Origin of the sequence: Escherichia sp. MOD1-EC6098, from assembly GCF_002965865.1 — a bacterium.
GTDB lineage: Bacteria > Pseudomonadota > Gammaproteobacteria > Enterobacterales > Enterobacteriaceae > Escherichia > Escherichia marmotae.
The window spans coordinates 1-26,027 of sequence record NZ_PTSN01000026.1; the positions used below are offsets into that span (position 1 = coordinate 1).

The window sequence follows — 26,027 nt, forward strand, 5'->3', positions numbered from 1 at the left end:
TGGCCAGATAGCTGCCAATTTCCGGGCGATACAGATGTTTTCGTTCTGGTTGTGGAACAGATGGCGTAACAGGTGGCTCCGGTGTCACAGGCGGTTCTGGTGTTACAGGGGGTTCTGGTGTTACAGGGGGCTCAGGGTCTGGTTCCGGGATGACGGGCAGTTCCGGTGGGGTATACGGTCCTGCGGGAATTTCACTGGTTAAAAACCAGTTCTGATTGTCGCTTTTTACCACGTTGTAGTCATAGGGACCGGCAACAATACGACCTTCTTTACTAAACGTTCCCTCTGATGCGCCAGTTATTTCAATAATGCGGATCCCTTCAAGCGTATCGGCTCCCTGACCACCGGCATTACTAACACTCACACGGGTATGACCAGACGTGTTGCCTTTTACAATTAATTTATCAGTCGCGGAATTATCATCGCCGAGTTCGGTACGCATAACTAACAAACCATTATTAGCAGTGTAATTGCCATTAATGGTGAGTGTGGCAGGCGTGAATTTGTCGCCATTTTTTGAGGAAGATAGTGTTGCTGTACCCGCCAAATCCAGTGTATTTAAGGTTTGTGAAAAACCGTCTAAATCGATATTCCCTTCACTGTCGACAACATAATCGGAGTTTGGGCTGAAGGTATCGTTGACACCGGCGCGCAAAGTGCCTTTATTTATATTCGTTTGGCCAGAGTAGGTATTTGCGCCTGTCAACGTCGTGACTCCGGAACCTTCCTGGTTAACTTCGCCTTTGCCAACTATATCTGCAGCCAGGATAAAATCTTCGCTGGAGTGGTTAAAATTAATTTGTGCAGCACTATCCCCGGCATTACTTCCCATATGGATAATCGGCGTCTTGATGATCCCCGCTTTCTGTTCTGCTTCTCCCTGCGCTCCACCAATGTTTAGAATACCGGTGCTGGTTTCTGCTATCCCAAGCCAGATAAATTGATTAGCACTGACCGTGGCATTATTACTAACGGTAAGTATCCCCTTTGCCTCGTTCTGCGATGAGTTCAATCCCCCGAGGTTGATATATTCATTCACTGTTAATGAAGAATTTTCACCATCAACCAGCGTTTCACCGTATCCAGTCCCGTGAAAATCCCCTGTACTTCCAGTAAAACCAATGAGCACATCCTTTGATGCCGTAAGACGACCGCCATGCGTGATTTCGAGTTTACCTGTTCCCTGATCGCCGACCATCACATACGTTGCAGAAACGGAAGAACCCGCACCGTCAATAATGACTTGCCCTTGTGCCTGGTAATCATATTCACCGATTCTGAATTCATTTAAATCGGTGATAGTACTGCCGCTAAGCACCATTAAGGTTCCTGAACCACCATTGATACCTAAATAAATATTGTGTTCATAAGGCGATGCATTATTAATCGTCAGATGAGTATTGTTTTCTAATTTCATTATCCCTGAAGTTGCATTACCGATTGTGATTTTGGAGGTGGTCAGATCACGCCCGTCTATATTCAACGTACCTTCACTTGTTTCTCCAACATTAAGAAAACGAAATTGATCCCAGGTTGATGAATTATTTTCGGATGAGGATAGCGTTACAACATCATTATTGTTGATAGTAACATCGCTGTTGATACTTGTTGGTGGTGCCCATGCCAGTGAAACGGGTATTGATAACACGGTCGAAATAGCTATTGCCAGCGTTGACAAGGGATGCTTTTTGATGTTCATAAAGTTCCTTCTCATCCTTATGATTTATTTTAAAATAAATAACAAATCCACAGTAACGACGTAAAAACTTAATTTTTAAGACCACTGAAAAAGGTTACTGCTCTATCAAATGAAGAGTAGTGCGTGAAACCAATGTTTATAAACCAGTTTAATTTGTAATTAATTTAATATTAATTTGTTTTGATGGTTTAGGTGTTGTGCTAAAAAATAAGTTGCATAATTTTCCATAGGAAAAATCTTTAAATACATTAAGTGGTAAAAAGTGACAAAAAGAAAAGTTAGAAAAATCATCAAGATATATTCTGTCGATGTTTTTCTTTAATTTAATAATGATGGCAAATTAATTTTGTGTTTATTGTTTGCACATTTACTTAGAGTTGGTAAATACCAGGATTATTGTCAAAAAAATAATATAAATATGCTTTCCGCACATCGATAAAATGCATAAAAATATGAGATAAAATATGCCGTTATTAGGAAAAATATAAATATATTGTCTGTTTTTTTTGATTGATGAACTGCTTATTAAGCAACCCTGAATAATGGCATCATTTGGCATTGATAAAACAACCGTTTGCAGAATAGGCAAATAAAAAGGGAGCCGCAGCTCCCTTTGACAACATTAATGCGCACCGCCTCCGCCGCCACCTGCGCCAAATGGCGGCCTGGCAAACCACACCAGTCCCAGCAGGACGAGGAATATCCCGGCCGACATCCAGAAGATCTCATTAGCGGAAATAATCAACCCCTGATTGGTGATCTGCTGAGCAATCCAGCCGGAAGCTTGCTGTTGCGTCATTCCCAGACCCTCCAGTTGATGGTACATCGCCTGGGCGTTCGGGTTATACGGATTCACCGACTCGGTCAACTGCGCATGATGCAGCGACTCGCGGTTGGTCCACATGGTAGTGGTTATCGACGTGCCAATAGACCCCGCCAGCGTTCGCGTAAAGTTGGAGAGACTCGACGCCGCCGCCAGTCGTTCAGGTGGCAAACCAGAAAGCGTAATGGTGGTCAGCGGCATAAAGAAGCAGGCCACCGCGAAGCCCTGGATAAACTGTGGCCAGGCCGACGCGCCAAAATCCATACCGGGTTCAAAGGTATAAGCACGCCAGTAGAAACAGACGGCATACATAATAAAGCTGAAGGTTACCAGCCGACGCATATCCAGTTTATGCGCAAAACGACCGATAATTGGCGACAGGATCACCGGGATAATCCCTACCGGCGCAGACGCCAACCCTGCCCAGGTTGCTGTGTAGCCGTAGACTTCCTGCAACAATTGCGGCAGCAAAACAATCGCGCCGAAGTAGAGCATATAAGCGAGGCTGATACACAAGCAGCCAATGGTAAAATTGCGTGACTTAAACAGCGACAGATCAACTATTGGGTTGTCATCTGTCAGCTCCCAGACAATCAGGAAGCTGATAGCCACTACCGCCACCACGGTGAGAATGATAATTTCCTGTGATGAGAACCAGTCCAGTTCTTTACCCCGGTCGAGCATAATCTGCAGGCTACCGATACCAATCACTAACAGCGCCAGCCCCACGGCATCAATCCGTCGCCGCTCGGTGCGGGTTTCGCGTCCGCGCAAGGTCTGTAGCGTCATCAACACCACTGCCACGCCAATTGGCACGTTGATAAAGAAGATCCAACCCCAGTGATAATTGTCGCTGATATAACCGCCGAGGATCGGGCCGCAAATAGGCGCGACAATCACCGTCATTGACCACAAGGCCAGTGCGATGGAACGTTTGGCTGGCGGGTAGTTATTCAGTAATAGACTTTGTGAAAGCGGGATCAATGGCCCGGCGACAATCCCCTGAATGACGCGGAAGAAGATCAGCATATTCAGACTACTGGAAACACCACACGCCCACGAAGCAATGGCGAAGGCGATGGTCGACCAGAGGAACAGCTTCACTTCCCCGACGCGCTTCGCCAGCCAGCCGGTAAGCGGGATCGAGATGGCGTTCGCCACCCCGAAGGAGGTGATCACCCACGTTCCCTGGCTGAGCGATGAGCCAAGGTTTCCGGCGATAGTAGGGATCGCCACGTTAGCAATGGTGGAGTCCAGCACCTGCATGAATGTCGCCAGCGATAGCGCAATCGTCATAATGACCAGTTGCGCACCTTCCAGCGGTTTTTGCTGTTGCATCACACGCACCTCTGGATTAGCCAGCGTTAGCTTTTACGATATCGTCGATCAGTTTATTGACGGGTTCCAGGCTGATTTCACGAGCGGTACTTACTGCTACCGGCGTGGAACGTACTTTGTTAGCCAGTACCTGGCCGTCACGGTTAGTGGTATTGACGCTCACCAGTGTGGATAAACCGATCCGTAGCGGATATTGCTCAAGTTGCTTTTGATCCAACTCGATGCGAACAGGCAGACGCTGAACCACTTTGATCCAGTTACCGGTAGCGTTTTGCGCCGGAAGCAGCGAAAACGCGCTACCCGTACCCATATCCAGACCGACCACTTTACCGGTGTATTTCACGTCATCACCGTAAATATCAGTGGTGATGGTGACCGGCTGGCCGATACGCATATTGGCAATCTGGGTCTCTTTAAAGTTGGCATCCACCCACATATTAGTCGCCGGAACGACCGCCATCAGCGGCGTTGTTGGGCTAATTTGCGCACCCGGTTGAACGGCACGGCGGGAGACATAACCGGTCATCGGGCTGACAATACGGGTACGTTCCAGCGCCAGCCAGGCATTGCGCACTTCAGTGGCAGCTTGTTGCACGGCCGGTTGATCTTCCAGTTTAGTACCCAGAATCATCGCCTGATTGGCATTGTATTGTTGAATGGCGACATCCAGTTGCGCCTGGGCGCTGGTAACAGCATCGCGGGCGTGTTGCAGCTCTTCGCGGCCAATCAGGTTGGCATTACCCAGCGGCACGCGGCGGTTGTAGTCGCTTTGTGCTTTGGCGAGGGCGATTTTCTGCACCTCAATATTTGCCTGCAACTGCTTGCTGTTAATCATCAGTTGGTGGGTCTGGCGTACGCTGGAAGCCAGTGCTGTTTTGGCTTTTTCAAACGCCTGGCGAGCATCAGTCGGGTCGAGAGTGACCAGCACATCGCCTTCTTTTACAAAATCGGTGTTATCGGCCCAGACTTTCGTCACGCTGCCTGACACCTGAGACATAATTTGAATCTGATTCCCTGCCACGTATGCGTCATCAGTTTCTTCGAAATGACGCAGTACCAAAAACCAATAAATCCCTATCGCTACGGCAATAATAATAAAGAGCAAGGTGAGAAGGAGGAGCAGACGCTTACGTTTGCCGCTCTTCTTTACCGGTTGCTGCGGGCTTTGTGTCTCCGCATTTGCGCTCATAGTATTCTCCACGATCTTCTTAACTCATCGGCTGAGCCGACCTGCTTGCCAAAAAGGCCAGCACGTTGCGATGCTGGCCGGTCAGTTTTTCTTTTATAAATCTGGATTTTTGAGCGAGATGACGCGTTAGCTCATCGCTTCGAGAACCGCACCGTCTTGTTCCATCTGATCGAGACGGGAGAGCAATTTGCGGGTGATTTGCTCAAGCTGATCTTTTTCTGTTGTGCTGAGCGCGGACCAGAGTTGATGCAGGCAGTTATGCTGCGGCGGTAAAACCTCGCGCAAAAACTCGTGACCTTTTTCCGTTAATTGCAGATGCAGGCAGCGGCGATCGTTATCGCTTTCACGACGTTCGATCCAGCCGCGTTTTTCCAGTTCATCGGCAATACGCGTCGCATTGGTACGGGATGATCCAAGAGCACAACTTAATTCAGAAGGCTGAATGCTGTGGTTTTCCTGAGACTCCAGCGTAATCAACGCCATAAACAACGTCTCGTTAATCCCCTGAGCCTTCAGCATTTTATTGCGGTTTTCCAGCAACTTGCTCTGCATATGCATGCAAAGACGGGTCAGAAGGATCTCCTGATAAGGAAAATCTTCGTGGCGGCTGGCGCGAAATTTTAGCATTTGTTCAATGGGCGTAAACGAACTATCCATTTGGGTATGACCTCATTAATTTCAGCCGATATAGTAACGACAGTGACAAATAAAGTAAATGTATTGTTTTAGGAAAATGATTCTTGTGGGTTATATAATCGCCATCACTTTCCAGGCCAGCCCGTAGGCCAGCGCACTTATCAGAGTGGGGACGATAATGCTGCGTGTTTTATAGAAACTGCCACCCAATACTGCAAAACCAACCAGTGTGGGCACGAAGCGGCGTGAGTCGTGCATCATTTCTGGTGCGGTAGAGACAACCAGCAGAGCGCAAATTGAGGCGATGCCAATGGTGTCGAGCAAAATACCCACCGCGCCACGCTTGGTTGGGCGGGTATTACCCACCCGCAGGCGCAGTGGTAAATAGCGGAAGCAGTAATTCGCCGCGCCAACCAGTAATCCAAGCAGTAAAACCTCATAGCTCATCAGCGGCTCCTTGCCAGAATGCCTGGATTAACGCAGTGAGGCAGCCAAAGACAATGCCTGCCAGAATGGCGACGGGAATAGAAAATAGCGTTACGCCTGCAAGGGCACCAACTAACGCTGCGGTAACGCAAAGAGATTGTTTGCGCTGGAAAGAGGCGAGCAGGAAACTCATAAAGAGAGCCGGCAGCATAAAGCCTAATGCTGCTTCAACGGCGGGATAACCTTGCAGCAAACCGCCGCCCGAAAATGCCCCTATTACCGTACCAAATACCCACGATGACCATGAACTGAAGGCAATGCCGATCATCCAGTTTTCGCTCCAGCGGCGATTATTACGTACCAGTTTTGCCGTTGCAGCGGCAAAAACCTCGTCCGTCAGGCCAAACGCCCACAGGGCGGTTTTCGATTTTTGCAGACGCTGAACAATACGGCTACGCAGTGACGGGCCATACAAAACATGGCGAACATCCATTGCCATCACGGTCAATGCAGCAATCCACAAACTACTCCCGGCTGCCAGCATCGCGGTAATGACAAACTGGCTCGCACCTGCATAAATGATGCAGGAGAAAAAAACACTTTCGAGGGGAGTGAAGCCCTGGCGGGTTGCATTCAGACCGAACGCAAAAGCCACCGGAATATAACTAATAACAATCGGTAAACTGTCTTTGCATCCTTCCATGAAGGTCGCCGGACCAGAAGCTGGCAGAGGAGTAGGGCTTACCATAGAGTGTACGCTTAACGATTGTTAATATTATAAACAGACTGAATGAATATCTTAACCTTATCAGACTGATGGGCTTCTTAACACCCTTATAAGTGTAAAGCCACGAAAACGGTTGCTGATTGCTTAATTTGCGGCTTCCTGACGATGAAAACCTCGCCACCAGACCACCAGGTTAACCAGGGCGATCACCGCGCCAGCCAGACAAACGCCAGCCCAACCCGCATGTTGCCAGGCGGATGCAGAAATCAGTGAACCGGCAGCACCGCCAATAAAGTAACTGGTCATGTAGCCTGCGGTCAGGCGATTACGCGCATCAGGGTGAATACGGTAAATCACGGTTTGATTGGTGATATGCACGCCCTGGACGGTGAGATCCAGCACCAGGATGCCGATAATCAGCGCCAGTACGGAAGTTTGACCAAACCAGATTGCCAGCCATGAAAGTAACAACAACAGCAGACCAAACGTTGTTGTGAGGTGCGATTTTCCTTTATCGGCAAAACCGCCCGCCGGGCGAGCGCCCAACGCCCCGGCAGCTCCCGCAAGGCCAAACAGACCAATCACGCCATCGCTGTAATTAAAAGGCGGCGCGGCGAGCAAAAAAGCCATCGATGTCCATAGAATGCTGAAGTTGGCAAAGGTCAGGCAGCCCAGTAACGCGCGGGTACGCAGGATCTTATCGCTGATAAACATGCTGAAAACGGAACCTAACAACTGTGGGTAGTTGAGGTGGTTTTCTGATTTCATTTGTGGCAGGCCGCGCCATAACGCCAGCGCCATCAGTGCCATTAACACCGATGCGACCCAGAAGACGGTGCGCCAGCCGCCGAGGTTTGCCAGCAATCCTGCAACGGTACGTGCCAGCAAAATCCCCAGTAGCAAACCGCTCATAATGGTGCCAACCACCTTGCCGCGTTTGTCTGGTGAAGCCAGTGTTGCTGCCAGTGGAACCAGAATTTGCGCCACGACCGAGAATAAACCGGTTAATGCCGTTCCAAGGATCATCATGGCGAGTGATTGACTGCTGGCGGTGATCAACATACCGCCTGCAGCCAGTAAGGTCATGGAAACAATCAGGCGTCGGCGTTCAAACATATCGCCCAATGGGACAAGAAACAGCAGGCCAGCGGCATAGCCTAATTGTGCGGCGGTGACAATAAAGCCCGCCGAACTGGCGGAAAGAGAAAAGTTACGCGCGATGGTATCGAGCAATGGCTGGGCGTAATAGTTGCTGGCGACTGCCAGACCGGTGGCGATCGACATCAGCACGATCAGCGCCGGGCTAAGCTCATGATTGGTTTTAGTCATTATTGTTGTTTATCAGGTGATGATTAGTCTGGAAATCAATAATAGCGGATGTTGATGAATATGGGATGAAAGATAGATTGTTGAAATGTGCTGTGTGGTTTGTAGGCATGATAAGACGCGTCAGCGTCGCATCAGGCATTGAGCACAGAACGGCGGATGCGGCGAAAACGCCTTATCCGCCCTACGAAATGAGCGTGGTTTGTAGGCCTGATAAGACGCGTCAGCGTCGCATCAGGCATTGAGCACAGAACGGCGGATGCGGCGAAAACGCCTTATCCGCCCTACGAAATGAGTGTGGTTTGTAGGCATGATAAGACGCGCCAGCGTCGCATCAGGCATTGTGTACAGAAGGCGGATGCGGCGAAAACGCCTTTCCGCCCTACGAAATGAGTGTGGTTTGTAGGCCTGATAAGACGCGCCAGCGTCGCATCAGGCATTGTGCACAGAATGGCGGATACGGCGTAAACACCCTATCCGCCCGAATAAAAACTACTTCTGCGCTGCCAGCGCCTCATTCACCCAGCCATCAAACTGCTGCTGGTGGGCTTTGATCCAGCCATCAACGTGGCCCTGAATATCGCCTTCTGAGGCTTTGCCGTCATGCATAATGGCGTTCTGGGCGTTAATGTCCGCAACCGGCAACTGCATAATGGCGAACAGTTTCGCTGCCGCCGGGTTTTTCTCGGCCCAGGCTTTGTTGGCAACGATATGCATGGTGCTAACAGGGAAGCCGTAATTTGCGCCATTCGGCAGTTTGGTATCGGCGTTTTTATCACCCGGCAGTGCGGAGAACGGCACCTGCAACCATACTACATCTTTCCCCGGCTTCAGTTCGTTACTCACCCAGTACGGTGTCCAGGTGTAGTAAAACACCGGCTTGCCCTCTTTGTAACGGCTGATGGTGTCGGCCATCATCGCCGCGTAGTTCCCCTGATTATGGGTTACGGTATTCGTCAGATCATAAGCGGCAAGCTGGTGGTTGATAGCGCCTTCGCAGCCCCAGCCGGGGTTACAGCCAGTTAAATCCGCTTTGCCATCGCCGTTGGTATCAAACAGTTTGGCAATCTTCGGATCTTTTAGCTGCGCGATGTTGGTAATTTTGTACTGGTCGGCCGTTTTCTTATCGATCAGGTATCCCTGCGCAGCGCCGTTAACAAATGTCCCTTCGCGATAAAACTTCTTATCGCCACCGGCAGCCTCATACATGTTGTCATGCAGCGGCGTCCAGTTCACAGCGGTAAAGGTCGCATCGCCGGAAGCCAGTGACGTATAACCAACGTTGTAATCCACTTCGCTGGGTTTGTTGACGGTATAACCTAATTTTTCCAGCGCACGGCTGACCAGCAACGTCTGGAAGGTTTCTTCGGTAATGGTGCTCTGAACCGGATTAACGGTAATACCTTTGCCCGGCAGATCGGCAGCAAAAGTTTGTGTAGAGATAAGCGTGGCAAACGCTGTCGCAAAAAGTACGCTATGTCGCATTGTTATTCCTTTTTTTGGCAGGGTGGCAATGCCCGGCGTCACCGGGCAGGTGCAGAGTTATTTAATGAACGGACGGGGCAGCAGACCGACAGGGCCAGTGGTGTACCAGCGACGGTTGCCGCGACTACGTGAGTCGCGCCCCACGGCCTGTGTCAGGCGATCGAGGATAATGGCGAGGATGACAATCCCGACGCCGCCAACGGTGGCAAGCCCCATATCCAGACGCCCGATACCGCGCAGTACCATTTGACCCAGCCCGCCGACGGCAATCATCGAGGCGATGACCACCATAGAAAGGGCCAGCATCAGCGTCTGGTTGACGCCCGCCATAATGGTCGGCATCGCCAGCGGTAACTGAACTTTGAACAGCATCTGGCGCGGGCTGGCACCGAATGAGCGCGAGGCTTCAATCAGATCCGCCGGAACCTGGTTAATCCCCAAAATGGTCAGACGGATAATAGGCGGCAGAGCAAAGATGATGGTCACCACCACGCCCGGCACGTTGCCGATACCAAACAGCATGACGATTGGCACCAGATAGACAAACGCTGGCGTCGTCTGCATGGCATCAAGCAGTGGACGGATGATTTTTGCTGCCCGTGGGCTTCTTGCCAGCCAGATCCCCAGCGGCAAACCGATGACAATACAGAATAGCAGGGCGGTTAACACCAGCGCCAAAGTCACCATTGCCTGCGACCATGCGCCGATCGCGCCGATAGCAATCAGTGAAACCAGCGTCGCCACGCCCATTCCGACACCGGAAATCTGCCAGGCTATCAGGGCGAAAACGATAATTGCCACAGGCGCGGGCATCCCCAGCAGCAGTTGCTGGAAACCGTTGAGGATATAATCCACCGGAACACGCACGCCCTGGAAGAGGGGGCGGAAATGGGTAACGACCCAGTCGATCCCTTCAGTTACCCAACTGTCGAGTGGGATCAGCGTCTTATGAAACGGATCGAGAATATTAAAATGCTCGACATTTGGTGCAGGCGTACTGGTCAGCCAGTCAGCGCCGCCGCCGTCAGTCGGTGCCGCAGCCGGTGTACCCCAGGCATCTGCGGATTGTGCGGCGCTGTCTGCCGCTGGCGTGGTATCCCACGGATTATTTTGATCAGCCATTATTTACCCCCTCACGATCTAAAGCGCGCAGCAGCATTCCTTTCGAAATGATGCCGACATACTGTTGGTCCTCGTCGACCACGGGCACCGCACAGGGTGCCTGTCCGACATGAGAGAGCAACTCGCTAAGAGGCGTTTGCGCATCGACCGCTAACGGCGCATCAATCAGCGCCGCATCAAGACCTTGCTGCTGCGTTAATGCTGCTTTTAACGAATCGATAGAGACTGCGCCGACAAATTTATTACCGCGTTCGATGACGTAGCCATATTCGCGATCTTCATCCTGTAATAATTTCAGTGCCGAACGCGGACCGAAGCCGGGGGTTTTACGAATTAAACCATTCGGGCTGCGGCGGGCAATATCTTTCGCGCTGAATACCTGACTAATATCAACGCCGCGGAAGAAGGTGCGGACATAATCATTCGCCGGATTATTGAGAATTTCATCCGGTGTGCCGACCTGTACCACTTCGCCATTTTGCATAATGGCAATTCGGTCGCCAATACGCATAGCTTCATCGAGATCGTGAGAAATAAAGACAATGGTGCGCTGATGTTTCGCCTGTAATTTTACCAATTCATCCTGCATCTCGGTGCGAATTAATGGATCGAGCGCCGAGAAGGCTTCATCCATTAATAAAATATCCGGATTAATGGCTAATGCACGGGCTAATCCAACACGTTGACGCATCCCACCAGAGAGTTCGTCCGGGTAGCTGTGGGCATAATTTTCCAGACCTACCTGACGTAGTGCATCAATGGCTTTTTCCTGACGCTCTTCGGCGTTAATTCCGGCTAGTTCCATGCCAAACGCGGTATTGTCCAGCACGGTCATATGTGGCATTAAGGCAAAGGACTGAAAGACCATCGCAATCTTTTTTCTGCGCACCTCACGGAGTTCGGCGTCGGATATTTTGGCAATATCTACACCGTCAATCAGTACTTGTCCGCGGGTGGGTTCAATCAGGCGATTGAGAAGGCGTACCATTGTGGATTTACCCGAACCGGATAATCCCATGATGACAAATATCTCGCCTTCTTCAATGGCCAGACTGGCGTCTTTTACGCCAAGCGATAGCCCAGTTTTTTCCAGAATTTGTTCTTTTGAAAGTCCTTGTTCGATATATTTGAAAGCTCGCTGTGGATGCTCACCAAATATTTTATAAAGATTTTTAATTTCTAATTTAATTGCCATGCAATAGAAAGATTCCTGTTATTTGTTTATGTCGATATATTACCCAATGGAAATAGTCACTTTTTTCTACCCTAACATACTGAGAATCTGAGGCAACCCCTGAGGGCAAATGTGGCATGAATATTGATGCGAGCAAATTGCCGGAGTTTCCCGTGATATAAGGGCTGAGAGCAAATCGAGAAAAGTTGATATTTTTTGTTATAGATAGCGAAAAAACGCCTGAATATTGTGGTTTCAGGCGAATAATGCAACAGAGAGTCAGTGTAGATCACCACAAAATATTTGCGTGATAAAAAGCTGTTTAACTGGAATTATTTCCCTGCTGTGGGTGGTGATATTTTTGAAAAATAACCTCGTCAAAAATTCCAGTCTTCGTCTTCTGTTTCGACCGCTTTTCCCATCACATAAGAGGAACCAGAGCCGGAAAAGAAATCGTGATTTTCGTCGGCATTCGGTGAAAGCGCGGCAAGGATTGCCGGATTTACTTCTGCCATTTCTGCTGGAAATAACGGTTCGTATCCCAGATTCATTAAGGCTTTATTGGCGTTGTAACAGAGAAACGCTTTCACATCGTCAGCCCATGTTGTTTCGGCGTACAGCTCATCGGTGTATTGCAACTCGTTGTCGTAAAGTTCCAGCAATAAATCGAAGGCGAAACTCTTTAATTCTTCACGTTGTGCCTGGGAGATTTTTTCCAGGCTTTTCTGATATTTATAGCCAATGTAATAACCGTGTACTGCTTCATCGCGGATAATCAGGCGGATCAGATCGGCGGTATTGGTCAGCTTTCCGCGACTGGAAAAATACATTGGCAGCCAGAAGCCGGAATAGAACAAAAATGATTCAAGAAAGACACTGGCGATTTTCTTTTTCAGCGGGCTATCACCGCGATAATATTGCTGAATAATCTGTGCTTTTCGTTGCAACGGCGCATTTTCTTCACTCCAGGCATAGGCGGCATCAACCTCTTTTGTCTGGCACAGCGTCGAGAAAATAGAGCTGTAAGAGCGGGCATGAACGGCTTCCATAAAGCTGATATTCGACAACACTGCTTCTTCATGGGGCGTGAGTGCATCGGGTATCAACGAAGGCGCGCCGATAACGTTTTGCAACGTGTCGAGCAGCGTCAGGCCAGTAAATACGCGCATCGTCAGTTGTTGTTCGATGGTACTTAACGTTTGCCACGCGGGAATATCGTTCGACAGTGGCACTTTTTCCGGTAGCCAGAAATTGCTGGTCAGGCGATTCCATACTTCCAGATCTTTATCGTCAGTAATCTTGTTCCAGTTGATGGCGCTGATATGTGAGAGTTTCATAGATATTCCTTAAAGTGCGCAGGAGACGCAGCCTTCAATTTCAGTGCCTTCCAGCGCCATCTGACGCAGGCGGATGTAATAGAGCGTTTTGATACCTTTGCGCCAGGCGTAAATCTGCGCTTTATTGATATCGCGAGTGGTGGCGGTATCGGGGAAAAACAGCGTCAGCGACAGCCCCTGATCGACATGGCGAGTCGCTTCGGCGTAGGTGTCGATAATCTTTTCCGCGCCGATTTCGTAAGCGTCCTGATATAGCGCCAGATTTTCGTTAGTCATAAACGGGGCAGGGTAGTAAACGCGTCCTGTTTTGCCCTCTTTGCGTATCTCTACTTTCGCCACAATCGGATGAATACTCGACGTAGCATGGTTGATATAAGAGATAGAACCGGTTGGCGGCACCGCCTGAAGATTCTGGTTGTAAATGCCGTAGTGCATCACGTCGTCGCGCAGTTGCGCCCACATCTCACGGGTAGGTAACGTAATACCGCTACGGGCAAACAGTTCGCCAACTTTCGCCGTTTTCGGCTGCCAGTTACCTTGCAGATATTGGCTAAAATATTCACCGCTGGCATAGCGTGACTGTTTGAATCCGGCGAAGGTTTCACCACGTTCGCGCGCCAGCAACATCGAAGTGCGCAGGGCGTGCCAGGTGATGGTGTAGAAATAGAGATTGGTAAAATCCAGTGCTTCCGGCGAACCGTAAACGATACCCTCACGCGCCAGATAGCCGTGCAGATTCATCTGCCCCAGGCCGATGGCGTGCGAGGCGGCATTTCCGGCTTCGATGGACGGCACGCTGCGGATATGACTCATATCTGACACCGCCGTCAGACCGCGCACGGCTGTCTCTACCGTGCGGGCAAAGTCTGGCGAATCCATAGTGTGAGCAATATTCAACGAGCCTAAATTGCAGGAAATATCATGGCCTGTGCGAGCATAGTCGAGATTCTCGTCATACGCTGAGGCGCTGTTAACCTGCAAAATTTCTGAGCAGAGATTACTCATATTTATGCGCCCGGCAATAGGGTTAGCACGGTTAACCGTATCTTCATACATGATGTAGGGATAGCCGGACTCAAACTGGATCTCCGCCAGCCGCTGGAAGAAATCACGGGCGTTGATGTATTTTTTGCGGATGCGTTCATCGGCAACCAGTTCGTCATAGTGTTCGCTGATGGCGATATCAGCAAACGGCTTGCCGTAAACTCGCTCAACGTCATAGGGCGAAAACAGCGCCATCTGCGCATTCTCTTTCGCCAGATGGAAGGTGACATCCGGGATCACTACCCCCAGCGACAACGTTTTAATGCGGATTTTTTCATCGGCATTTTCCCGTTTTGTGTCGAGAAAACGCAGAATATCGGGATGGTGTGCGTGCAGATATACAGCCCCAGCCCCCTGACGAGCGCCGAGCTGGTTGGCATAGGAAAATGCGTCTTCCAGCATTTTCATCACCGGAATCACGCCAGAAGATTGATTTTCAATACGTTTAATCGGTGCACCCGCTTCCCGCAGATTCGACAGCAAAAACGCCACGCCGCCGCCGCGTTTCGACAGTTGTAGTGCGGAATTAACCGCCCGACCAATCGACTCCATATTGTCTTCAATACGTAGCAGAAAACAGGAAACCAGTTCGCCTCGCTGCTGTTTACCACAGTTGAGGAATGTTGGCGTGGCGGGCTGAAAGCGTCCTGATAGCATCTCATCGGTTAGCTGCGTCGCCAGCGTCTCATCACCTTGCGCCAGCGTTAGCGCCACCATCGTGACCCGATCGGCAAAATCTTCCAGATAACGTTTACCGTCGAAAGTCTTCAGCGTATAGCTGGTGTAAAACTTCCATGCACCGAGGAACGTCTGGAAACGAAAACCACTGGCGTGTGCATGGGCAAACAGCGTAATGACAAAGTTGCGAGAGTAGCGGTTGAGGACGCTTTCATCATAGTAACCTTCGTTGACCAGCCAGTTCAGGCGCTGCTGCTGGCTGCTAAAAGTCACACTGTTCGGGCGTACATGTGTCGCCATAAAAGCGTCTACTGCCTGGCGATCTTTATCGAACTGAATGCGACCCGCGCTATCGTAAAGGTTAAGCATCGCATTCAGGGCGTGGTAATCCATCGTTTCCTGCGTCAGGCGGTCTGCGGTTGTCGTTGCCAAAATTCGGTTACTCCTTTACGAACGTTTTCGATATCGCTTTGCGTACCCATGAGTTCAAAGCGGTATAGCCACGGCACGTCGCATTTCCGGGCAATCACATCTCCGGCGCGGCCATACGCCTCACCAAAATTGCGATTACCCGAAGCAATAACGCCGCGAAGCAACGCCCGGTTATGTTTGTCGTTTAAAAAGCGAATCACCTGCCGTGGCACAGCGCCAGCCGTACCGCCACCGCCGTAAGAGGGCACGATCAGGATGTAAGGCTCGTCTACCTGAATCCGTTCCCGCTCATTGAGCGGAATGCGCACGGCGGGCAGCCCTAAACGTTTGATAAAGCGATGTGTGTTTTCGGAGCTACTGGAGAAGTAGACGAGCTGACTCATGCGCTGGCTGCGTGTGGCGCTGGATGCAGGCGGTTGATCATGTCCGGACGAAAGCCAGACCAGCTAAGATCACCTGCAATCACTACCGGCAACTGGCGAAAGCCCTGGGCACGTAACGCCTCTGCCGCTTCAGGATCGCGATCGACATTAATCATCTCAAAGTCAAAGCCACGGTTTTCCATTGCTCGTTTGGTGGCGTGGCATTGAACGCAATCGTTACGAGTGTAAATAGTAATGCGCATGATTCGTATTTCCGTTTAAAATGAAGATACGGCGCGATGATACGCGTCGGGTTGTCTCTCTGTTGATACAGAGATACTAGATGTAGTTGAAAAAAGATTCAACCATACAAGATATGGGAATTTTAGATTATTGATACCGCCGTTGAGTGGCTCAACGGGGTAGGGGATTTTGTGTTTTGTTGCCGGGCGAGCACCCGGCAACAGCAAATTACATCCGCATGGAAACCGCCAGGCGGTTAAAGCAATTCATCAGCCCGATGGCAAACGTTAAGTCGCTGATCTCTGCTGCGCTGAAGTACTTAAGCAGAGGCTGATAAACGTCATCTTCTGCATGGGTTCGGGCAATATCGGTCACCGATTCCGCCCATGCCAGCGCCGCCCGCTCGCGATCGTCAAAATGATGGCTTACGCGCCAGCCTGCCAGGGCGTCCAGTTTGTTCTGCGGCACACCGGATTTGCGTAATGCTTTACTGTGCATCTCCAGACAAAATGCGCAGCCGTTGATTTGTGAGACGCGTAAATAAACTAACTCCATCAGAGTGGTATCCAGCGTACTATTTTCCAGCGCCGTTTTGGCCTGCACCAGTGCGTTATACACTGCCGGGCTAAGTTCGTAGTAGGGTTGACGTAATGTAGTCATACAGTTTCTCCTCTTATTAACGCCCGCAATGTAGCACTATAATGGACTGTCAAAGAGAGCCATAAATTACGTAAAAAAGCAGACCATATGCCGCGTTATCAGGAAATCGCCCGTCAGTTAAAAACGGCTATTGAGCAAGGGGAACTGAAACCTGGCGCAAGGCTACCTTCCAGCCGAACCTGGTCGCAGGAACTGGGCGTGTCTCGCTCCACAGTCGAAAATGCTTATGCTGAGCTGGTGGCACAGGGCTGGCTGGTCAGGCGGGGGCAGGCAGGCACCTTTGTCAGCGAACAGATACATCCACAAAAATCATCTTCTGATGTCGTCGTCTTTGCCGGTGAAAGCGAGCAGCCGTTGCCGTTTCAAATGGGATTACCCGCACTCGATCTCTTTCCGCGTGAGCTGTGGGCGCGGGTGATGGGCCGTCGCCTGCGAACCCAGACGCGTTTTAATTTGGCGTTAGGCGATGTCTGCGGCGAGGCGGCGTTGCGCGAGGCAATTGTTGATTATCTACGTGTCTCGCGCGGAATTGAGAGCCAGCCTGAGCAGGTATTTATCACACACGGTTATGCGGCATCGATGAGCTTAATTTTGCGTGCACTGGCGGAACCGGGAGACGGGATGTGGATGGAAGATCCCGGTTTTCCACTGATTCGTCCGATTGTCACTCGCCACGGTGTGAACGTTTTTCCTGTGCCTGTTGACGACAACGGACTGGATGTCACAAGCGGAATACAAAATTATCCTGATGCGCGTTTTGCTCTGATCACTCCGGCACATCAAAGCCCGCTGGGTGTTGCGCTCTCTTTGGCGCGTAGGCACCAGGTGCTGGAATGGGCAGAGCGTAGTCAGGCATGGGTTATTGAAGATGATTACGACAGTGAGTTCCGCTATCACGGTAAGCCGTTACCGGCGCTGAAAAGTCTCGATGCGCCGCAGCGGGTGATTTATGCCGGAACATTTAGCAAATCGCTTTTCCCGGCACTGCGCTGTGCGTGGCTGGTGGTGCCGGTGGAGCAGATTGCGCAATTCCGCCAACAGGCATCGCTGGAGCCATGTGCTGTGCCTGTTCTATGGCAGAACACTCTGGCAGATTTCATTCGTGATGGGCATTTCTGGAGGCATCTGAAGAAAATGCGTCAGCACTATGCTCAGCGTCGGCAGTGGATTGAGCAGGCGCTTACGCAACAGGGATTTCAGGTTGTACCGCAAAAAGGGGGAATCCAGATGGTTATCAGCATGATGGGCGATGATATTGCCTACGCGCGTAAAGCTAATGCCGCTGGCCTTGCGGTGCAGGCATTAAGTACCTGGCGTATTCGGTCAACCGGGAAAGGAGGATTGCTGCTCTCGTTTACCAATATCGTTAGCGAAAGCATGGCGCAGCAGGTGGCACAACAATTACGCGATGCCTTAAGTTAAAAACCCCGAAGTCAGGCTTCGGGGCCAGGGACGTGTATTTATTATCATTGTTCCACTACGATTTGCGCATACCTAACAGTGCACCGATAAAAATCCCTACCGCCGCCGCTGTACCCACGCTACACCAGGGTCTTTCACGAACAAAAGAATCAGCGCAACCCACGGCATCACGTGCGGCTTGTTGGACGCGAGTACGACCATGCATCCGCGCTCTGGTTTCTTTCAGTAGCGCCTGTGCTTTACTGCGTGCAGCTTCGGCTTCCCCTTTGGCGTCGCTACCCCAGGACTTCAATACAGATTCGAGGCTATCAGCTAATTGATTGACATCATTCTGAATATCCTGCACGCCATCATCGACGTCGTTGCGGTTAGGTCGGTTAAACATATGATCCCCCTTTGAATTCGATGTAATTTTCAGTGTAGACCATAATTTTCTTTGCTGAGACTCATCGCGGCTTTATGGACTTTTCTGAAAGCGTTGTGAATGCTCAATCAGGTAAGGTAGGCCCGCGGTAGATAATCACGAGGATAAAATATGTATTTACGACCAGACGAGGTAGCTCGCGTACTTGAGAAAGTCGGTTTTACCGTCGATGTGGTAACCCAGAAAGCATACGGTTACCGCCGTGGGGAACATTATGTTTATGTTAATCGCGAAGCACGAATGGGACGTACCGCACTGGTAATTCATCCAACATTAAAAGAGCGTAGTTCGACGCTGGCAGAACCCGCTTCTGATATTAAAACCTGCGATCATTACCAGCAATTTCCGCTCTACTTTGCGGGCGAGCGACACGAGCATTACGGTATTCCGCATGGTTTTAGTTCGCGTGTTGCGCTTGAACGTTATTTGCATGGCTTGTTTGGCGAAACCAATTAAAGACGCGACTGGCATTGCCAGTCGCGAAAAGAAGAGTCAGGCTTTTACCTGCTGGTAACGGCTGACTTTAAATAGCCGGCGGCAGTAATCGAGGAAGTAGCCATAGACCGCCCCCATCAACATCGAAACAACGATGTTTGAACTGACCGCAGCCATAATCTGGTGCCAGTCTGCGCCCACTACCAGCAAGATCGCCATATACACCGGTGACTGAAACGTCACATAAGCCAGAATATCTGCCAGATTTTTTATCCATCCAGACTGGCTAACTTTGCGTGCCGCGCGCATAAACAGATCCCGGTACATGCCGTATGGCCATGCAATTAAGATGTTCACCGGAATTGCCACTAACCTGGAGTAAAGAGACTGCTCGAAGCTCATTCCGGAGAGGAAAACTTCAATACACATGTTCACGACAGAACAGTAAACAACCATCGCGAACGTGTCTGCAACTGCATGACGCAAGCGTGACTGCGGTGAGAACATGCCAATGCTCCTTAATAAAAGCGAAATCGGATATGAATGAAAATGAATGCAGTGCTCTGAGCTGCCTGTTTCATCTTTGCATAGCGTATATCGCTGGATGCAAGTAATCAATTAGTGAAAAATTTTTATTTATTTTGTTTTCGTAGATAAAATATTCCGCGATGGCGTGTTTTTTGTACATTATGGATTTTTAAATGCTTATTCTAATAATATGATTTAAAATCATATTGTTATGTTGGTATTTTGACATGTTCTGCGGGGAAGGCTAAGGGAGGTAATGCTGCAAAGTGTAGGCAATCCGGCGTAAGTAGCGCTTTTACTCTATCTGGAATTTTTAGCGACTTAAAGCGACTAATGCCAGCATAAAATTTTAGGTGTTGAATTGTTGTTTTATTCGTTTTTTCTGTATATTTATGCGGAGGTTGTTGATTTGCCATCAGTGTCGATGAGACAGAGAGCACCTGACTATTTGCTAATGGCTGGAATGACTAAGCTAAATGGCTAATATATAATCTGAAATAATTATTAATCTATCTGGAAATAACGCTTGAAATAATATCACTGGCGATTGTAAATAGATTAAATTTTGTGGAAATATAATAAACGATCGCTTACACTACGCGGCGAAATACTTTTTTGTTTTGGCGTTAAAAGGTTTTCTTTATTATGTCTGTAATGTTACAAAGTTTAAATAACATCCGCACCCTTCGTGCGATGGCTCGCGAATTCTCCATTGACGTTCTTGAAGAAATGCTCGAAAAATTCAGGGTTGTCACTAAAGAAAGACGTGAAGAAGAAGAACAGCAGCAGCGTGAACTGGCTGAGCGCCAGGAGAAAATTAGCACCTGGCTGGAGCTGATGAAGGCTGACGGAATTAATCCGGAAGAGTTATTTGGTAATAATACTGCTGCACCGCGTGCAGGTAAAAAACGCCAGCCGCGTCCGGCGAAATACCAATTCACCGATTTTAATGGTGAAACCAAAACCTGGACCGGTCAGGGGCGTACACCGAAGCCGATCGCTCAGGCTCTGGCAGAAGGTAAATCTCTCGACGATTTCCTGATCTAATCACTGTTGCCGGATGTCGCCACGATGGCGCGTCCGGCGTCGTTACTCAAGCTCGCTGATTCCACGGCATCTTATCTAACAGCCTTGCCATCCCACAAAAACCGCTGATTCCTGCAAACATTAATCCAACACCGACAAATCCACTTAATAAGAAGAAGCTGCTATTAACGGCATAACCCAGTACGACGCCGATTAATATTAAACCACCAGCAGCGATCTGCACCTGACGCATTAATGGCAAAGGCTGGGATTTATTTTCAGCTACTGGAAATCCTGCTTTTTTCCAGCCATCAATTCCGCCTTCCAGTAAAAAAATATCTGCGGGGGAGGCAATCGCTTCTAATTTTTGCGCATTATTACTGGTTCGTTTTCCCGCCTGACAGTGGAATATAATTTGCTCGCTACGTAATTTTGCCGGGAGACCAGACTGTTCCAGCACAGATATCGGTGCCAGAGAGGCTTCTGGAATATGTTCACGAAGGTATTCGTCGGCATCGCGAATATCGATTAACTTTGCACCGTGTGCGATTAATTCTTGTGCGTCATGCGGCGAAATTGTTGTCAAAGCCATGGTCACTCCTTACGGACAATAGACATTTTTCAGGGTGGCGATAATGGCATTTACCGCCTCATTTTTTATCGAATAAAGAACGCGCTGCGCATCCCGTTGGCTGTCGATAAGCCCTTCGTCACGCATACGAGCGAGATGCTGTGACGTTGCAGAGGCGCTAAGTCCGGTAATGCGAGCCAGTTCACCGGCGCTGGTGCCGGGTGAACCACAAAGCATGCATAGAATCAGCAGCCGTTTGGGGTGACTCATCGCTTTCAGCAAGGCCGCGGCCTGTTCGGCACTGGCCTGTAGTTGGGCTAGTTCAGTCATAGTTATTTAAGTATTTGCTAAATTAAGTAAACTCTAAACTAAAAATGCAACGTATACCAGCGTAAGCAGCGTAAATGAGGGTAAAAGCGTAGGCTGAAACGGCCAGGCTCCGCTAAAATCACTACGCTTAAGAGGTGAAATCTCTTTTTAAACAATGATTAATTTTCTTATAGGGAGTAAATATGGGTTTCTGGAGAATCGTCATCACCATCATTTTGCCACCGCTCGGCGTGCTGTTAGGTAAAGGATTTGGTTGGGCGTTCATCATTAATATCCTGCTGACGTTGCTTGGTTATATTCCTGGTTTAATTCATGCTTTTTGGGTGCAAACCCGCGATTAATCCTCTGCTCACCCACGCGGCGTAAACGCGCCGCGTTCCTCTGCTACACTTTCTGAGTGTTTCCATTAACGAATGAGGTAGCTATGGGTCTGTTCAATTTTGTGAAAGAGGCAGGAGAAAAGCTCTGGGATACCGTCACCGGTCAGCATGATAAAGACGATCAGGCGAAGAAGGTGCAAGAGCATCTGAACAAAACCGGTATTCCCGATGCCGATAAAGTGAATATTCAGATTGTCGATGGTAAAGCGACAGTCACAGGTGACGGCTTAAGTCAGGAAGCGAAGGAAAAAATCCTTGTTGCAGTGGGGAATATTTCCGGTATTGCCAGCGTGGACGATCAGGTAAAAACGGCGACGCCAGCAACTGCCAGCCAGTTTTATACCGTTAAGTCTGGCGACACCCTGAGTGCCATTTCCAAACAGGTTTACGGCAACGCCAATCTCTACAATAAAATCTTCGAAGCGAATAAACCGATGCTAAAAAGCCCGGATAAAATTTATCCAGGGCAGGTTTTGCGTATTCCTGAAGAGTGATCGTTATCCCGCCATCGCCTGCTGGATAATTGGAATCGGCGTCAGCAAATGTTGACGCATTAACTCACTGGCGCGCGCAGTATCTCGCGCCAGCACAGCGTCGGTTAAAATTTGATGCTGATCGCGTTTATCTTCCAGCATTTCTACTGAAAGCACTGTTTGCCGCAGCCAGATGAATCTGTAGCGTGCCGCCAGATCAAACAAACGCTCGCGCATTTGTAGTAAATAGTGGGAACCGCAGCCAGCCACAATCGCAGTATGAAATGCCTGATGGCGCTGGTCCCACTCATCAAGCATTTGCTCGCTGGCGTCAGAGGCTTCCAGTTTACCAAGCAAATGTGCTTTCGCGAGAATGTCAGCTTCCCATTCATCACTGCCACGGGCAATCGCCAGACTCACCAGCATCGCTTCCATATTGGCGCGGGCATCGAAAATATCGAGCAGTTCCTGCCCTGACATAGACGCCACCCGATATCCTTTTTGATTCACCACCGTGACCAGTCGTTCCGCTACCAGTTGCGAAAGGGCTTCCCGCAACGGCCCGACGCCGAGTGAATAGCGCGACGTCAGCAAACTCATTCGCAGTTTTTCATCCGGCTGAAAATGACCGCGAATAATATCGTTCTTCAGCCAGCGATAGCCATCCAGAGACGTAATGGTCATGGTGTGACTCCAGCTCAACGTTAATGCGTATTATGCGCGGGTAATTTTTGCCACATTATTAGCTTTTTCCAGCGCGCCATAATTGGCACGGTACAGATAATCCCTATTGCTAATAAGCCGGTGGAAATGACCTCGAGTTGCTGTGCCGGACGGAATAACATCACCACCAATACAAAGGTAATAAAGCTAATCACCAGCCAGGTAAGCCACGGATAAAGCCACATGCGCAGGCGAATTTCGCCGCCTTCTGCCAGCAGAATTTTACGCATCCGCAATTGTGAAACGGCGATGACTAAATAAACCAGCAGGGCGATGGCGCCGGAGCTGTCGATCAGGAATTTAAACACTTTCGCAGGCGCGTAATAGTTCACCACCACCGTTAAAAACGCCGCACCGGTCGAGAGTAATACAGCCACGTAAGGTGTTTTACTGCGGTTGATTTTGCCCATTACTGCAGGTGCATCACCGCGACGGCTCAGTGAGTAAAGCATTCGCGAGGCGGTATACAGCGCTGAGTTCAGGCAACTGGTCACTGATAGCAAAATAACGCAATCCATAATGAATTTTGCGTGCGGAATATTCAGCAGCTCCAGCACGGAACGGTAGGAACCCACGGTTTTCAGTCCTGGCATATTCCACGGGATGAGAGCCACGACGACAAAAATAGAACACAAATAGAAAATAGAGATACGCCAGATAACCGAGTTGGTGGCGCGAACAATATGTTTATCCGGCGTGTCGGATTCTGCTGCCGCGATGGTGACAATTTCCGCGCCCATAAACGAGAACATGGTGATAAGCATCGCGCTTAATACCGCACCAAAACCATTCGGCATAAAGCCGCCGCTATCCCATAATCTTGAGATACCACTCACTTCGGCATAAGGATAAAAACCGCTAATCGCCACTGCACCGAGGAAAATAAACGCCAGGATAGCAATCACTTTGCATATCGCTAACCAGAACTCAAATTCGCCGTAGTTTTTGACGCTTAATAAATTACTTCCGGTTAAGGCGAGGGTAATAACGAGGGAAAATAACCAGATGGGAATACCGGGAACCCATGAATGCAGGATCATGGCGGCAATGTTGGCTTCTAGCGGGATAACCAGTACCCAAAACCACCAGTACAGCCAGCCGATGGTATAGCCCGCCCAGCGGCCAATGGCTTTATCGGCATAGGTGGAAAAGGAGCCGGTGTCGGGCGTAGCAACCGCCATTTCCGCCAGCATTCGCATAATCATAACCACCAGTAATCCGGCGAACAGATAGGCCAGCAATACCGCCGGACCCGCTTCGGCTATAGCGACGCTGGAACCGACAAACAGACTTGCGCCGATAACACCGGCAATAGACAACATGGTGACGTGGCGTGATTTCAGCCCGCCGCCTAACTCATGTGGTTGCGATGATTGCCCCATCCTGAATCCTCTCGAAAGTGTGTCACTTGGGAGAGCGCCCCGACATTTCCCGCGTCGGGTCACGCGTTTAATTGTTATTAACTCTTTTTGCCGGAGAGCGGCTCCGCCTTATCCGGCCTGGATTCCCGTAGGCCGGACAAGACGCGAAGCGTCGCCTCCGGCATGGTGCGCCGAATGTCGGATGCGGCGTAAACGCCTTATCCGACCTGGATTCCCGTAGGCCGGACAAGACGCGAAGCGTCGCCTCCGGCATGGTGCGCCGAATGTCGGATGCGGCGTAAACGCCTTATCCGACCTGGATTCCCGTAGGCCGGACAAGACGCAAAGCGTCGCCTCCGGCATGGTGCGGTGCTACTGCTTCGCCTCAGCAAAACACTGGCTGATGATCTCCAGACCCTGACGGATCTGAGCATCTTCAATGGTGAGGGGGACAAGGATGCGCAGTACGTTGTAATAAGGGCCGCAGGAGAGAAGAATCAGACCTTTATCGCGGGCACGCGCTACGATCTCGGCGGTGAGTTTCGCATCCGGTTTGTCGTGATCGCCATTTTCAAACAACTCGATCGCAATCATCGCCCCCAGCCCGCGCACATCGCTGATCTCAGGGTGTTTTTCGGCTATTGCCAACAACCCGTCTTTCAGTTTCTGCCCCAGATCGTTGGCTTTTTGCAGCAGATTTTCCTGCTCGAACACCTTCAATACTTCCAGCGCCGCCACGCAGGCAATCGGGTTACCCGCATAAGTGCCGCCCAGACCACCTGGTGCGACGGCGTCCATCACTTCGGCACGTCCGGTGACGCCCGCCAGCGGGAAGCCGCCCGCGATCGATTTCGCAAAGGTGGTGAGATCCGGTGCAACGCCCATTTGCTCCATCGCAAACAGCGTACCGGTACGTCCCGCGCCGCTCTGGACTTCATCGGCAATCAGCATGATCCCATGCTCGTCACACAGCGCGCGTAAACGTTGCATAAAGGCTGGCGTCGCGGCGTAGAAACCGCCTTCGCCCTGAACCGGCTCAATCACGATGGCGGCGATATCTTCCGGCGCAGCGTCATTTTTGAAGATTCGGTGGATACTGGCGATAGCGTCATCTTCACTGATGCCATGCAGTGGGCAAGGGTAAAGCGCGCGATAAACATGGCCCGGCATCAGCCCCATACCCGCAGAGTACGGATTCACCTTGCCGGTCAGCGCCAGCGTGTAGTGCGTGCGCCCGTGATACGCACCGCTAAAGGCGATGGTGCCGCTGCGTTTGGTGGCGGCGCGGGCGATTTTTACCGCGTTTTCCACCGCTTCCGAACCCGTGGTGACCAACAGCGTTTTTTTGGCGAAATCGCCCGGCACCTTCTGATTCATAATCTCGCACAACTCCAGATACGGCTCGTAAGCCAGCACCTGGAAGCAGGTATGCGACAGTTTTTTCAACTGCGCTTCCACCGCTGCAACCACTTTTGGATGCAGGTGCCCGGTGTTGAGCACTGCAATCCCGCCCGCGAAATCAAGATACTCACGGCCTTCAACGTCCCACACCCGGCAGTTTTCCGCCCGGTCAGCGAAAATCGGGTGAATTTGCCCGACGCCACGGGGGATCGCCTGACTGCGGCGCTGCATTAACTCTTTATTGCTGCTCAT

Annotated in this window: 27 protein-coding genes; 5 read left to right on the top strand and 22 right to left on the bottom strand. The window is 50.2% G+C overall.

All coding sequences use genetic code 11. The features are described 5' to 3' along the window. The 15 genes from C0K55_RS21630 to C0K55_RS21715 form a co-directional block, all read right to left on the bottom strand. Positions 1-1,699, bottom strand: a 1,699-nt coding sequence (locus C0K55_RS21630; protein ID WP_123059635.1) for an autotransporter outer membrane beta-barrel domain-containing protein, incomplete at its 3' end; no start/stop codon positions are given. 622 nt (positions 1,700-2,321) lie between these two features. Beyond that, positions 2,322-3,860, bottom strand: coding sequence for a multidrug efflux MFS transporter permease subunit EmrB (gene emrB, locus C0K55_RS21635; protein ID WP_001516928.1), 1,539 nt, complete (start codon positions 3,858-3,860; stop codon positions 2,322-2,324). A 16-nt stretch (positions 3,861-3,876) separates the two neighbouring features. Further along, a complete protein-coding gene (gene emrA, locus C0K55_RS21640) occupies positions 3,877-5,049 on the bottom strand; it encodes a multidrug efflux MFS transporter periplasmic adaptor subunit EmrA (protein ID WP_001516927.1) in 1,173 nt (390 codons plus the stop codon). Positions 5,050-5,175: 126 nt separating this feature from the next. Next, positions 5,176-5,706 carry a multidrug efflux transporter EmrAB transcriptional repressor EmrR gene (gene emrR, locus C0K55_RS21650; protein WP_000378441.1) on the bottom strand — a complete coding sequence of 177 codons (531 nt, stop codon included), beginning with the start codon at positions 5,704-5,706 and terminating at the stop codon, positions 5,176-5,178. Positions 5,707-5,796: 90 nt separating this feature from the next. Next, positions 5,797-6,132, bottom strand: coding sequence for an L-valine transporter subunit YgaH (ygaH, locus tag C0K55_RS21655; RefSeq protein ID WP_105266862.1), 336 nt, complete (start codon positions 6,130-6,132; stop codon positions 5,797-5,799). Then, positions 6,122-6,859 carry an L-valine exporter subunit YgaZ gene (gene ygaZ / locus C0K55_RS21660; RefSeq protein ID WP_000254577.1) on the bottom strand — a complete coding sequence of 246 codons (738 nt, stop codon included), beginning with the start codon at positions 6,857-6,859 and terminating at the stop codon, positions 6,122-6,124. The genes ygaH and ygaZ overlap by 11 nt, the downstream gene beginning before the upstream one ends. A gap of 123 nt (positions 6,860-6,982) precedes the next feature. Next, on the bottom strand, positions 6,983-8,167 hold the full coding sequence (locus tag C0K55_RS21665) for an MFS transporter (protein WP_001516925.1): 1,185 nt from the start codon (positions 8,165-8,167) through the stop codon (positions 6,983-6,985). A 489-nt stretch (positions 8,168-8,656) separates the two neighbouring features. After that, the gene (gene proX / locus C0K55_RS21670) at positions 8,657-9,649 is read right to left on the bottom strand and encodes a glycine betaine/L-proline ABC transporter substrate-binding protein ProX (RefSeq protein ID WP_001516924.1); all 993 of its coding nucleotides are present in this window, start codon (positions 9,647-9,649) and stop codon (positions 8,657-8,659) included. 57 nt (positions 9,650-9,706) lie between these two features. Beyond that, positions 9,707-10,771 (bottom strand): glycine betaine/L-proline ABC transporter permease ProW, encoded by a 1,065-nt coding sequence (gene proW / locus C0K55_RS21675; protein ID WP_105266860.1) that lies wholly within the window; start codon positions 10,769-10,771, stop codon positions 9,707-9,709. Then, positions 10,764-11,966, bottom strand: a complete 1,203-nt coding sequence (gene proV, locus C0K55_RS21680; protein WP_105266859.1) for a glycine betaine/L-proline ABC transporter ATP-binding protein ProV — start codon at positions 11,964-11,966, stop codon at positions 10,764-10,766. Before proV ends, proW begins: the two co-directional genes overlap by 8 nt. Positions 11,967-12,322: 356 nt before the next feature. Then, positions 12,323-13,282 carry a class 1b ribonucleoside-diphosphate reductase subunit beta gene (gene nrdF / locus C0K55_RS21690; protein WP_016249105.1) on the bottom strand — a complete coding sequence of 320 codons (960 nt, stop codon included), beginning with the start codon at positions 13,280-13,282 and terminating at the stop codon, positions 12,323-12,325. Between the two features lie 9 nt (positions 13,283-13,291). Then, positions 13,292-15,436, bottom strand: a complete 2,145-nt coding sequence (nrdE, locus tag C0K55_RS21695) for a class 1b ribonucleoside-diphosphate reductase subunit alpha (protein WP_000246498.1) — start codon at positions 15,434-15,436, stop codon at positions 13,292-13,294. Beyond that, on the bottom strand, positions 15,409-15,819 hold the full coding sequence (gene nrdI, locus C0K55_RS21700; protein WP_105266858.1) for a class Ib ribonucleoside-diphosphate reductase assembly flavoprotein NrdI: 411 nt from the start codon (positions 15,817-15,819) through the stop codon (positions 15,409-15,411). The genes nrdE and nrdI overlap by 28 nt, the downstream gene beginning before the upstream one ends. After that, positions 15,816-16,061 (bottom strand): glutaredoxin-like protein NrdH, encoded by a 246-nt coding sequence (gene nrdH / locus C0K55_RS21705; protein ID WP_001223225.1) that lies wholly within the window; start codon positions 16,059-16,061, stop codon positions 15,816-15,818. Before nrdH ends, nrdI begins: the two co-directional genes overlap by 4 nt. Before the next feature lie 208 nt (positions 16,062-16,269). Beyond that, complete coding sequence (locus tag C0K55_RS21715) at positions 16,270-16,701, bottom strand: carboxymuconolactone decarboxylase family protein (RefSeq protein WP_000209798.1); 432 nt, start codon at positions 16,699-16,701, stop codon at positions 16,270-16,272. Between the two features lie 87 nt (positions 16,702-16,788). Between C0K55_RS21715 and pdxR the strand changes: the two genes are divergently transcribed. After that, a complete protein-coding gene (gene pdxR / locus C0K55_RS21720) occupies positions 16,789-18,123 on the top strand; it encodes a MocR-like pyridoxine biosynthesis transcription factor PdxR (RefSeq protein ID WP_016249104.1) in 1,335 nt (444 codons plus the stop codon). 55 nt (positions 18,124-18,178) lie between these two features. On the opposite strand, the gene C0K55_RS21725 is transcribed toward pdxR, so the two are convergent. Continuing rightward, positions 18,179-18,508, bottom strand: a complete 330-nt coding sequence (locus C0K55_RS21725; RefSeq protein WP_000483312.1) for a DUF883 domain-containing protein — start codon at positions 18,506-18,508, stop codon at positions 18,179-18,181. 150 nt (positions 18,509-18,658) lie between these two features. Here C0K55_RS21725 and C0K55_RS21730 point away from each other — a divergent pair, with 150 nt between their 5' ends. Continuing rightward, positions 18,659-19,003, top strand: a complete 345-nt coding sequence (locus C0K55_RS21730) for a DUF2002 family protein (protein ID WP_000281311.1) — start codon at positions 18,659-18,661, stop codon at positions 19,001-19,003. 36 nt (positions 19,004-19,039) lie between these two features. Here the strand turns inward: C0K55_RS21730 and alaE are convergent, their stop codons facing one another. Continuing rightward, positions 19,040-19,489: an L-alanine exporter AlaE gene (gene alaE, locus C0K55_RS21735; protein ID WP_000492662.1), complete on the bottom strand. Its 450-nt coding sequence runs from the start codon at positions 19,487-19,489 to the stop codon at positions 19,040-19,042. A 666-nt stretch (positions 19,490-20,155) separates the two neighbouring features. Here alaE and stpA point away from each other — a divergent pair. After that, complete coding sequence (gene stpA / locus C0K55_RS21740) at positions 20,156-20,557, top strand: DNA-binding protein StpA (RefSeq protein ID WP_000115376.1); 402 nt, start codon at positions 20,156-20,158, stop codon at positions 20,555-20,557. A 46-nt stretch (positions 20,558-20,603) separates the two neighbouring features. Here stpA and C0K55_RS21745 read toward each other — a convergent pair whose 3' ends face one another. After that, positions 20,604-21,128, bottom strand: a complete 525-nt coding sequence (locus C0K55_RS21745; protein WP_001229434.1) for a rhodanese family protein — start codon at positions 21,126-21,128, stop codon at positions 20,604-20,606. Positions 21,129-21,137: 9 nt separating this feature from the next. Next, positions 21,138-21,437: an ArsR/SmtB family transcription factor gene (locus C0K55_RS21750; RefSeq protein WP_016262450.1), complete on the bottom strand. Its 300-nt coding sequence runs from the start codon at positions 21,435-21,437 to the stop codon at positions 21,138-21,140. Between the two features lie 182 nt (positions 21,438-21,619). Here C0K55_RS21750 and C0K55_RS21755 point away from each other — a divergent pair, with 182 nt between their 5' ends. Together C0K55_RS21755 and kbp are read left to right on the top strand one after the other, a co-directional pair. Further along, positions 21,620-21,778 carry a YqaE/Pmp3 family membrane protein gene (locus C0K55_RS21755; protein WP_000508177.1) on the top strand — a complete coding sequence of 53 codons (159 nt, stop codon included), beginning with the start codon at positions 21,620-21,622 and terminating at the stop codon, positions 21,776-21,778. An 83-nt stretch (positions 21,779-21,861) separates the two neighbouring features. Next, on the top strand, positions 21,862-22,311 hold the full coding sequence (gene kbp, locus C0K55_RS21760) for a potassium binding protein Kbp (protein WP_000522431.1): 450 nt from the start codon (positions 21,862-21,864) through the stop codon (positions 22,309-22,311). Between the two features lie 3 nt (positions 22,312-22,314). On the opposite strand, the gene csiR is transcribed toward kbp, so the two are convergent. From csiR to gabT, 3 genes are all read right to left on the bottom strand, one after another. Continuing rightward, positions 22,315-22,974, bottom strand: coding sequence for a DNA-binding transcriptional regulator CsiR (gene csiR / locus C0K55_RS21765; RefSeq protein ID WP_105266789.1), 660 nt, complete (start codon positions 22,972-22,974; stop codon positions 22,315-22,317). A gap of 20 nt (positions 22,975-22,994) precedes the next feature. Continuing rightward, complete coding sequence (gene gabP, locus C0K55_RS21770; RefSeq protein WP_000531675.1) at positions 22,995-24,395, bottom strand: GABA permease; 1,401 nt, start codon at positions 24,393-24,395, stop codon at positions 22,995-22,997. A 351-nt stretch (positions 24,396-24,746) separates the two neighbouring features. Then, positions 24,747-26,027 (bottom strand): 4-aminobutyrate--2-oxoglutarate transaminase, encoded by a 1,281-nt coding sequence (gabT, locus tag C0K55_RS21775; RefSeq protein ID WP_001516916.1) that lies wholly within the window; start codon positions 26,025-26,027, stop codon positions 24,747-24,749.